We start from the raw sequence: 10056 nt of genomic DNA, 5'->3' as shown, positions 1-10056 counted from the left end.
GGACGAAGAGATGAAAACCACCAGCACCAGTGACGCGAGCTTCGAAAAGGACGTCTTGAAGGCGGACAGCCCCGTGCTGGTCGACTTCTGGGCCGAATGGTGCGGCCCCTGCAAGGCGATCGCCCCTGCGCTGGAAGAGATCGCCGGCGAGATGGACGGCCGCATGACGGTCGCCAAGATCAACATCGACGAGAATCCCATGACGCCGCAGAAGTACGGCGTAAAGGGCCTGCCGACCCTGATCCTGTTCAAGGACGGCGCGGTCGCCGGCAACAAGATCGGCGCTGTTTCGAAGACCCAGCTCCAGGAGTGGGTCGAGTCCCTGCTCTGATCCCCTGAGCTGACAAGTGTCATGGCGGCCTCGCGCCCGGCGGCGCGGGGCCGCCGGCTTTTTTGGGGCAGGCGCGGGCCGCGGACAAACGGAATCAGCCGTTCTCGCGCAGAACCGTTCCGGCCAGGTAGAGCGACCCGCAGATCAAGACGCGGCCCGGGCCGCCGCCCTCGGCAACGAGGGCCGCGACGGCCGCCGCGAGTCCCTCCGCGGGTTCGGCCGACAGTCCCGCGTTGCGGGCCTCGGCCGCCGCCGCGACCGCGCTCAGCGTGTTGACCTGCTCCGGGATCGCGACCGTCCGCAGGCGCGCCGCGCGCGCGCCGAGGGGGGCGATGAAATCGGCCACCGATTTCGAGTTCATCATGCCGAGCACGAGGTGCAGCGGCTTGTCGTCCCAGGTACCCAGCGTCTCGGCCAGCGCCAGGCCGGCCGCCGCGTTGTGACCGCCGTCGAGCCAGAGCTCCCAGCCTTCGGGCAGCAGGTCGGGCAGCGGGCCGCGGGTCAGGCGCTGCAGGCGCGCCGGCCAGCGCGGCTTCCGCAGGCCTTCGGCCCTGGCCCGCGATCCCAGCCCGAAGGATTCGAGGTGTTCCGCCGCGGCGACCGCGAGCGCGGCATTGTCGACCTGGTGCGCGCCGGGCAGGCCGGGCGCCGGATAGCGCTGCGGGCCGCGGCGCCCGGTAAAGGAGAGGCCGTCGTCCGTGCGCCGGCCGTCCCACTCGCGGCCGGCCCGGCTGAGCGGCGCGCCGAGGGCCGCCGCGCGGCGCTCGATGACGGCCAGCGCCTCGGCCGGCTGCCGGCCGATCACGGCCGGCACACCGGGCTTGAGGATCCCCGCCTTCTCGCCGGCGATCTCGGGCAGGGTGCCGCCGAGAAAGTCTACGTGGTCGATCGAGACCGGCGTGATCACGGTAAGCAGCGGATCGTCGACCACGTTGGTCGCGTCGAGCCGGCCGCCCAGACCGGTTTCAAGCAGAAGGATATCGGCCGGGTGCCGCGCGAAGGCGAGAAAGGCCGCCGCGGTGGTGATCTCGAAGAAGGTGATCGGCGACGGCCCGTTGGCCGCCTCGCACTCCTGGAGCAGCGCCAGCAGCGCCGGCTCTTCGATCGGCCGCCCGTCGAGCGCGATGCGCTCGTGGAACCTGACCAGGTGGGGCGAGGTATAGACGTGGACGCGGCGGCCGGCGCTGCGCAGCATGGCGGCGAGGTAGGCGATGACCGACCCCTTGCCATTGGTGCCGGCGACGTGGACCACGGGCGGCAGCTGGCGCTCGGGGCTGCCGAGGCGATAGAGCAGCCGCTCCATGCGGCCGAGGGAGAGATCGATGACCTTGGGATGCAGCCGCCCGAGCCGCTCCAGGATGACGTCACTCGGCCGGGGGGCGCTCTCCGGACTCTGCGTGATGGCCGCTGTGGGGGACGCCATGGGGGATTTCGATCTCGCTGTCGCCTAGGGTCAGCGCCGTCGTACCCGCCGGCACCTTGTGGCGCAAGAGCGAGAGGATGCGCGTCAAGGTCTCGCGCAGCTCGCCGCGTTGCACGACCATGTCGACCATGCCGTGCTCCAGCAGGTATTCCGCCCGCTGGAAGCCCTCGGGCAGCTTCTCGCGGATCGTCTCCTCGATCACGCGCTGGCCGGCGAAACCGATCACCGCGCCGGGCTCGGCGATCGCGATGTCGCCCAGCATGGCGAAGGACGCTGACACACCGCCGGTGGTCGGATCGGCCAACAGCACCAGGTAAGGCAGGCCGGCTTCTTTGACCATGTCGACCGCGATCACCGTGCGCGGCATCTGCATCAGCGAGAGTATGCCCTCCTGCATGCGCGCGCCGCCCGATGTCGCGACGACGAGGAGCCCCGCCTCCTTGGACACCGCGCGCTCGGCCGCGGTCACGATCCCCTCGCCCACGGCGATCCCCATGGACCCGCCGATGAACGCGAAGTTCAAGACCGCGACGACCAGGGGGTGGCCGCCGACCTCGCCCTCGGCGACCAGGATCGCGTCCTTCTCGCCGGTCTTGGCCGCGGCCTCGCGCAGCCGTTCGGTGTAGCGCTTGCGGTCGCGGAACTTGAGCGGATCGATCTGGTTGTCCGGCAAGGCCACGCGCTCGTACTTTCCGTCGTCGAAAAGCATGTCGAGCCGTTCGCTCACCGAGATTCGCATGTGGTGGGCGCAGTGGGGACAGACCCGCAGGTTGTTGGCGAGCTCCCGATGGAAGATCATCTGGCCGCAGCTCGGGCACTTCTCCCAGAGGTTTTCCGTGCTGTCGTCGGCGGTGCGATTGACCAGCGCCCGGATCTTCGGGCGGACGTAGTTGGATATCCAGCTCATGGACGGCGTTCCAAGTTCAGGCGCCTCAGCCTCTTACGCCCTGGGCCAGAGCGCTCACGGAGGCGAGCACCTGGTTCACCAGGTTTGATGCGGCCCGCCCGTCTTCGGCCAGGTTCACGCGGACCTGTTCGACCAGGGCGGAACCGACGACGGCCGCGTCGGCCGCCTCGGCGATGGCAGCGGCCTGTTCGGGGGTCTTGATGCCGAATCCGACCGCGACCGGAAGATCGGTATGGCGCTTCAGCCGCGCCACGGCGGCGCGAACGTCTCCGCCCTCGGCCGAGCGCGTACCGGTGATGCCCGTGATTGATACGTAATATACGAAGCCGCTGGTGTTTTCCAAGACCACGGGCAGGCGTTCGTCGTCGGTCGTCGGCGTCGTCAGCCGAATAAAGTTGATGCCGGCGGCGAGCGCGGGCAGGCAGAGCTCCTCGTCTTCCTCGGGCGGCAGGTCGACCACGATCAGGCCGTCGACCCCGGCGGCGCGCGCCTGGCTCAGGAACTTCTCGACACCGAAGCTGTAGATCGGGTTGTAGTAGCCCATCAGCACCACCGGCGTCTCTGCGTCGGCGCGGCGGAAGGTCGCGACCATCTCGAGGATCTCCGACAGCCGGATGCCAGCCTTGAGGGCGCGCTGGCTCGAGGCCTGGATCGCCGGCCCGTCGGCCATGGGGTCAGTAAAGGGCATGCCCAGTTCGATCAGGTCGGCGCCGGCGCCCGGCAGGCCTTCGAGGATCTTCATCGAGGTCTCGCGGTCCGGGTCCCCGGCGGTCACGAAGGTGACCAGCCCGCCGCGCCCAGCGGCTTTCAGGGCCTCGAAACGGCCACGGATGCGGCCTGAGTCGGACGCCCTACTCAAAGCTTCACCCCCAGCGCCTCGGCGACGGTGAAGACGTCCTTGTCGCCGCGTCCGCACATGTTCATCACCAGGAGATGGTCTTTCGGCAGGTCGGGCGCGATCTTGCTGACATGGGCCAGCGCGTGGGACGGCTCCAGCGCCGGGATGATCCCTTCCTGGCGCGAACAGAGCTGGAAAGCCTCGAGCGCTTCCTGGTCGGTCGCCGAGACATATTCGACCCGTCCGGTGTCGTGCAGCCAGGAATGCTCGGGCCCGATGCCGGGATAGTCGAGTCCGGCGGAGATCGAGTGGGCCTCCAAGATCTGGCCGTCGTCGTCCTGCAGCAGATAGGTCCGGTTGCCGTGCAGCACGCCGGGCCGCCCGCCGGTCAGCGAGGCCGCGTGCTTGTCGGTGTCGATGCCGTGGCCCGCCGCCTCGACGCCGATCAGCTTGATGTCGGGCTCGTCGAGGAAGGGGTGGAACAGGCCCATGGCATTGGAGCCGCCGCCGATGCAGGCGACCAGGCTGTCGGGCAGGCGTCCTTCGGCCTCCTGCATCTGCCCGCGCAGCTCATCGCCGATGACCGACTGGAAGTCGCGCACCATTGCGGGATAGGGATGGGGGCCGGCGACCGTGCCGATGATGTAGAAGGTCGACTCGACGTTGGTCACCCAGTCGCGCAGCGCCTCGTTCATCGCATCCTTGAGGGTGCCGGAGCCGCTCGTCACGGGCCGCACCTCGGCGCCCAGAAGCTTCATGCGGAAGACGTTGGGCGCCTGGCGCTCGATGTCGGTCTCGCCCATGTAGACCACGCAGGGCAGGTCGAAGAGGGCACAGACCGTGGCCGTGGCGACCCCGTGCTGGCCGGCGCCGGTCTCGGCGATGATCCGCGTCTTGCCCATACGCTTGGCCAGCAGGATCTGCCCCAGGCAGTTGTTGATCTTGTGCGCGCCGGTGTGGTTCAGCTCATCGCGCTTGAAGTAGACCTTCGCGCCGCCGAAGTGCCGGGTCAGTCGGTCGGCGAAATAGAGCGGCGAGGGCCGGCCGATGTAGTGCTTGGCGTAGTAGTCGAACTCGGCCTTGAAGCTGGGGTCGGCCTTGGCCGCCTCGTAGGCGCGTTCGACGTTGAGGATCAGCGGCATCAGGGTTTCGGCCACGAACCGGCCGCCGAACATGCCGAAATGGCCCCGTTCGTCGGGCCCTGCCCTAAAGGTGTTCAGGGATTCCATCGCTTCGTTCTGTCTTCTTGGCGGAAGGCCGCAATCTGCCGCATTCGGCCCGCTGCCGCAACGGTTCTCCGGGGAAAAGGCCCTAGCCGCGGGGCTCTCGACGAGGATTCGAGGGTCGCAGGCTTTTGGTTAACACCAGGTAACCAAATGCCCCGATCACACGCGCTTTTCTCTCGGGCTGGCGGAATCAGATCCGTCCGGCCTCGGCCAGGAAGGACGCGATCTTCTCCACGCTCTTGACGCCGGGCCGCTCCTCGACGCCGGAGGAGACGTCGACCGCGCGCGCGCCGGAGATCGCCACCGCTTCGGCCAGGTTGCTCGCGTCGAGCCCGCCCGACAGCAGCCACGGCCGCGGCCAGGAACGCCCCGCCAGGATTCGCCAGTCGAAGGCAACCGCGTTGCCGCCGGGCAAGGCCTTGTCCAGGTGCTTCGGCGGCTTGGCGTCGAACATGATGAGGTCGGCGAGGGTCGCGAAGGCGCCGACCGGCTCCAGGTCCTCCGGCGCCGAGACCTTGAAGACCTTCATCACCTGGCGGCCGTGGCGCGCGCGGATCGCCGCCACCCGGCGCGGGTCTTCCGATCCGTGGAGTTGGATCAGGTCGAGCGGCAGCTGGCCCATGACGGCGGCGAGAAGCTCGTCGTCGGGATCGACGAAGACTCCGACCCTGGCGACGTTGGGCGGCAGCGCCGCGGCCAGGGACGCGGCCTCGGCGGGCGTCACGGCGCGCGGCGAGGGCGGATAGAAGACGAAGCCGGCGTAGCGCGCGCCGCCCGCCGCGGCGGCGCGCACCGCTTCGGGGGCGTTCAGCCCGCAGATCTTGACCTCGATAGCCATGCCGCTGCCGTTCCTCACCAAACGATCGGGCGCCAAGGAAGCCGAGCCGGGCCGCGGCGTCAAGCGCCGCCGCGGTCCACCGGGTCGACGGCGCCCTGCGGACCCGAGCCGCCTGCGCCGGGAGTCCAGCCCGTAAAGGTCCGGAACGCGGCGGCGACGATCGCCATGGCGAGGGCGAGGGCGAGGTAGCTGACGGCGCTGTCGCCGACCGCACGCGTCAGGAGGCCGAGGTCCACGACCGGGAGTTGGCCCTCTCCGGGGCCGATCACTATCATCCCGGCCTCGACCTCGGCGGGTCGGCTCGGGTAGAGCGCGGGGAGAAGGAGCCCGCCGACGAGAACGAAGGGAAACAGACCCAGGACGGCGGCGGCGAGCAGGCGCAGGCCCTGCCGCCGGGTATGGCGCCAGGCCTGGGTCAACCCGTAGCGCACATCGACCGCCGCGGCGGGAAAGACCAGGCTGAGACGCAGGGCGACCACCAGCACGACCAGCAGCAGCACCAGCTCGACCAGCAGGACGGCCGCCTTGGGGAGACCGGTTGCCATCAGCGAGAGCGTGAAAAGGACCGCGACCTGAGCCGCCAGAAGCAGCAGGAGCAGGAGCATCCAGCCCAGGAAGCGCCAGTGCCGGGTGCGCCAGGCGGGGACCGGTGCCGGCCGGGCGGCGCCGCTTCCCAGCAACAGCAGGCGGTACCAGGCGACGCCGAACAGCGTGCAGGGCACCGAGACCGCGACGAGCCAGAACAGGAAGCCGGCCAGCGGCGCGTCGCTCAGGTAGGCGAAGGCGACGGTGGAAGCCACCGAAAGCCCGAAGGGCAGAAAGGCCGCGCGCGCAAAGCCGGCAAGGCCGGTGAAGAACGCACGATAGGCGGCCGCGACGGTCGCGAGAACCGGAAGACTGTCGAGGGGTCCGGGCGGCGGCGCCATTCACTTCTTCCTCGGCTCGTACGCTTCGACGACGGGCCACGCGGCGAAGCTCGCCGCGTCAATCTCCTGCCGCGTCGTCTTCGCCGTCGGGCTCGGGACGCCGGCTCGGCAGACCGCCGCTCGCCGGAATCCAACCGGCGCAGATCCGGAAGGCGGCGGCGACGATGGCCATGGTCACACCGAGCGAGACATAGCCGATCAGGCTTTCGCCGAGGGTGAGGAGCCCCCCCGCTCCGCCGCCGGCCCCGCCGGCCAGGATCGCCAGCAGGATCGACCCGCCCATGACCAGCGGCAGGAGCGCCAGCATGGTGGCGGCGAGGAGGCGCAGACCCTGGCCGCTCGTATGCCGCCAGGAAAAGGCGAGGTTGTAGGTCTCGTCCACCGCGGTGGCGGGAAAGACCAGGCTGAGGCGCAGCAGGATCGTCGACATGATCAGCAGGATCGCCAGCGCGGCCAGCAGGAGGCCGGGATTGGCCTGGGGCGGGACCTCCCCGTCCTGGGGCAGGCTGCCGGCGACCTGGCTCATGACCAGAGTCATGATGACCTGACCGGCGAGAAGCAGCAGGAGCGCATAGCGGAAGAAGCGCCAGTGGCGCGGACCCCATCGCGGGAACAGGGGCGGCGGCGGCTCGGACGGCCCGAGCAGGACCAGGCGGTACCAGGAAACGCCGAAGAAGGTATAGGGCACGGCGACCGCCAAGAGCCCGAACGCCAGGGCGATCGGCGGACTGCCACTGAGCGCCTGGGCCGGCACCGCGAGGACGATGGAGAGCAGCAGCGGCAGAAGGGCCGCGCGCGCGAAGCCGGTGAACTCCGTGAACACGCTGCGATAGGCCTGGTTGACGGTGGCGAACACCGGCAGGTTGTCGACGGGTCCGGGCGGCGGGGCCATTCTCAGATCCTAACCCGACATCTCGTCGGCGATGCGCCGTGCCGCCGCGGCCGGGTCCTCGGCGCGGGTGATCGGCCGACCGATGACCAGGTAGTCGGCGCCCGCGCGCAGCGCCTCGGCCGGCGACATGACCCGCTTTTGATCGTCGGCGCCAGCCCAGGTCGGCCGGATGCCGGGCACCAGGAGGATGAAGTCCGGACCACAACGCTCTCTCAACAGGGCGATCTCCAGGGGACTGCATACCACGCCGTCCAGGCCGGAGTCCTGGGCCAAGAGCGCGAGGCGGAGAACCTGGTCGCTGAGCGGCCCGGCCTGCCCGACCGCCGCCAGGTCGGCCGCGTCGAGACTGGTCAGCACGGTGACCGCCAGGACCCGAGGCGCCGCCTCGCCCGTCTCCAAGGGCTCGCGCGCCGCGGCCGCCGCCGCCTCCATCATCGCCCGGCCGCCCGAGGCGTGGACGTTGATCAGGGCGGGCGAGAGACGGCGCAAGGCGCGAACCGCACCGGCAACGGTGTTCGGGATGTCGTGGAACTTCACGTCCAGGAACAGGGGCAGCCCGGACGCCATGGCCCGGACCCCCTGGGGCCCCTGTGCCGAGAGGAACTCCTTGCCGAGCTTGAGGCCGCCGACCTCGCCGCGCAGACGCCGGGCGAGGTCCGCCGCCACCGACGGGTCGGGCGTGTCCAGGGGAACGAAGATGCGGTCTTTGGGGTTGGCGATCTTCATGCTCGGGCGGCCAGCCTCAGGCGCGCTCGAAGGCCAGTTCGGCGGCCGCGAGGTCCTCCAGCGCGGTGCCGACCGACTTGAACAGGGTGATCTGGTCGTAGAACCGGCGGCCGGCGCGCTCGCCGCGGGTCAGGTCGAAGAGATCGCCGGCGATATCGTCGGCGTCGAGCACGCCGCTCTCCAGCGGCTGAACGATGTCGCCGGCCTCCTGGCAAGCCCCGGCCCGGGTGTCGACGAAGACCCGGGCGCGCCGGATCGCGGCGTCGTCCGTCTCGCGCATGTCGGGTCGAAAGGCCCCCACCAGGTCGAGGTGCTGTCCGGGCCGGAGCCAATCGCCCCGGACCAGCGGCTCCGGGCTGAGCGTCGCACAGGAGATTACGTGGGCGCCCTCGGCCGCGCTCTCGAGGTCATCCGTCGCCTCGACCCGAAAATCCTTCCGGCTTAGACGTTTGGCAAGCTTCGCCGCCTTGTCCGAGTTGCGGCCCCAGATCAGCACGTTGCAGATCGGCCGCACGGCGGCATGGGCCATGATCAGGTGCGGCGCCAGGGCGCCGGTGCCGACCATCAGCAGCCGCTCGCTGTCGGGCCGCGACAGGTAACCAGAGGCGAGCGCCGAGGCGGCGGCGGTCCTCTTGAGGGTCAGCATCGGCCCGTCGATCAGCGCCTTGGGGCTGCCCGTCTTGCCGTCGATCAGAAGGTAGGCGCCCATCACGGCGGGCAGGTTCCGGTCGGCGTTGCTCGGAAAGACCGTCACGATCTTGACGCCGATCTGCCGGCCCGGCTGCCAGGCGGGCATCAGCAGCAGGGTCGCGGGGTCGCAGCCTGGATTCTCGATCTCGTGGTGGTGACGGACCGGCGCCTCGACCCCGCGGCGGAAAGCCTGACGCAGCCGCTCTACCAGGCTGTCCCAATCGAGCGCACCTTCGACCTCGGCTGCGGAAATGATGCGCACCGGCCTGGGCCCTAGGCCGCCGGCCGGGCGGAACCGGTGTCTCCCTGCGGCCGGCTCTCGATGGCGACCGGCAGGCCCGCCCCTGAACGGGCGGCCGCCGGCGGCTGACTGGCGTTCTCCAGCGATCGGTTGCGGCGCGCCAGCCTTTCCGTCTCCCGGCGCAGCGCGCGAAGCTTCTGACGCTGCTTGCCGGCGGACCACCACATGACCAGGCCGCCGATCAGGAAACCGGCCAGCGCGCTGCCCAGGACAAGAACGAAGAGAGGAGTCCCTACCGTCATCGGCAGGGGCCAGAGATCGACGGCGACCAAGTCCCGGTTGACGACCGCAAAGGTCACCACCAGCAAGGTGATGGGCAGCGTGATAATCCAGGTAAAGTGCTTCACGGGCCGACCCGGGGCTGTCGCGATACCCGTTTTTCCTAGGGCCTCACGGCCCCGCGGGCAAGATCAATCGGTGGAATTGAGACGTTCGCGCAGTTGCTTGCCGGTCTTGAAGAAAGGGATGAACTTCTCCGACACCGAGACGGCGGACCCGGTTCTCGGGTTGCGGCCGACCCGCGCGCCGCGGCGCTTAACGGAAAAGGCCCCGAAGCCTCTGAGCTCGACACGGTCGCCGCGCGACAGCGCCTCGCCGACCTCCTCGAAGATGGTCGCGACGATCCGCTCGACGTCCCGGTGAAACAGGTGCGGATTGCGCTCGGCAATTCGCTGGATCAGTTCAGATTTCGTCATGCTGGCATCCTTTGTCCGGAGGACCGAAATTCCGTCCGGGAAAGTCGGGGGTGACGCGTAGGCCCGTTCCGAACCTCAGAATGCATCTTCAAGGTCGCCCCCCTCGACAACGCACCGATCGTGCATGGCGATCCCCCCCGGCCGTCAAGACGCCCCTCGGCGCGGCCACCGACATCGCCTCGAATTACCCTATTAGGGTGCCAGAGACGCGTCAGATCGTCAAGGGTAAGTCGTTCAGAACAAAGAGGTTTTTAGACGACCAG

General features: G+C 69.5%; 12 protein-coding genes. 1 reads left to right on the top strand and 11 read right to left on the bottom strand.

Features of this window, described 5'->3' with window-relative positions; genetic code table 11:
- Nucleotides 1-10: 10 nt before the first annotated feature.
- Nucleotides 11-331, top strand: a complete 321-nt coding sequence (gene trxA, locus QNJ67_06695) for a thioredoxin TrxA (protein ID MDJ0608648.1) — start codon at nt 11-13, stop codon at nt 329-331.
- 94 nt (nt 332-425) lie between these two features.
- Here the strand turns inward: trxA and QNJ67_06690 are convergent, their stop codons facing one another.
- From QNJ67_06690 to ihfB, 11 genes are all read right to left on the bottom strand, one after another.
- Nucleotides 426-1754, bottom strand: a complete 1329-nt coding sequence (locus QNJ67_06690; protein MDJ0608647.1) for a folylpolyglutamate synthase/dihydrofolate synthase family protein — start codon at nt 1752-1754, stop codon at nt 426-428.
- A complete protein-coding gene (gene accD / locus QNJ67_06685; GenBank protein MDJ0608646.1) occupies nt 1696-2661 on the bottom strand; it encodes an acetyl-CoA carboxylase, carboxyltransferase subunit beta in 966 nt (321 codons plus the stop codon). Before accD ends, QNJ67_06690 begins: the two co-directional genes overlap by 59 nt.
- Nucleotides 2662-2686: 25 nt before the next feature.
- On the bottom strand, nt 2687-3520 hold the full coding sequence (gene trpA, locus QNJ67_06680) for a tryptophan synthase subunit alpha (protein MDJ0608645.1): 834 nt from the start codon (nt 3518-3520) through the stop codon (nt 2687-2689).
- Nucleotides 3517-4728, bottom strand: a complete 1212-nt coding sequence (gene trpB, locus QNJ67_06675; GenBank protein ID MDJ0608644.1) for a tryptophan synthase subunit beta — start codon at nt 4726-4728, stop codon at nt 3517-3519. Before trpB ends, trpA begins: the two co-directional genes overlap by 4 nt.
- 187 nt (nt 4729-4915) lie before the next feature.
- On the bottom strand, nt 4916-5563 hold the full coding sequence (locus tag QNJ67_06670; GenBank protein MDJ0608643.1) for a phosphoribosylanthranilate isomerase: 648 nt from the start codon (nt 5561-5563) through the stop codon (nt 4916-4918).
- Between the two features lie 59 nt (nt 5564-5622).
- On the bottom strand, nt 5623-6489 hold the full coding sequence (locus QNJ67_06665; protein ID MDJ0608642.1) for a hypothetical protein: 867 nt from the start codon (nt 6487-6489) through the stop codon (nt 5623-5625).
- Between the two features lie 58 nt (nt 6490-6547).
- Nucleotides 6548-7381, bottom strand: coding sequence for a hypothetical protein (locus QNJ67_06660; GenBank protein MDJ0608641.1), 834 nt, complete (start codon nt 7379-7381; stop codon nt 6548-6550).
- 9 nt (nt 7382-7390) lie between these two features.
- Entirely contained in the window at nt 7391-8107 is a 717-nt protein-coding gene (pyrF, locus tag QNJ67_06655; GenBank protein MDJ0608640.1) for an orotidine-5'-phosphate decarboxylase, read from the bottom strand.
- A 16-nt stretch (nt 8108-8123) separates the two neighbouring features.
- Entirely contained in the window at nt 8124-9059 is a 936-nt protein-coding gene (locus tag QNJ67_06650; GenBank protein ID MDJ0608639.1) for an ornithine cyclodeaminase family protein, read from the bottom strand.
- Between the two features lie 11 nt (nt 9060-9070).
- On the bottom strand, nt 9071-9445 hold the full coding sequence (locus QNJ67_06645; GenBank protein MDJ0608638.1) for a LapA family protein: 375 nt from the start codon (nt 9443-9445) through the stop codon (nt 9071-9073).
- 63 nt (nt 9446-9508) lie between these two features.
- Nucleotides 9509-9793, bottom strand: coding sequence for an integration host factor subunit beta (gene ihfB / locus QNJ67_06640; GenBank protein MDJ0608637.1), 285 nt, complete (start codon nt 9791-9793; stop codon nt 9509-9511).
- Between the last annotated feature and the right edge of the window lie 263 nt (nt 9794-10056).

The sequence above is a fragment of the Kiloniellales bacterium genome (assembly GCA_030064845.1).
Taxonomy (GTDB): Bacteria; Pseudomonadota; Alphaproteobacteria; order Kiloniellales; family JAKSDN01; genus JASJEC01.
Note: the sequence above shows the minus strand (reverse complement) of the source record. Positions and strands in the feature narration are given on the sequence as shown.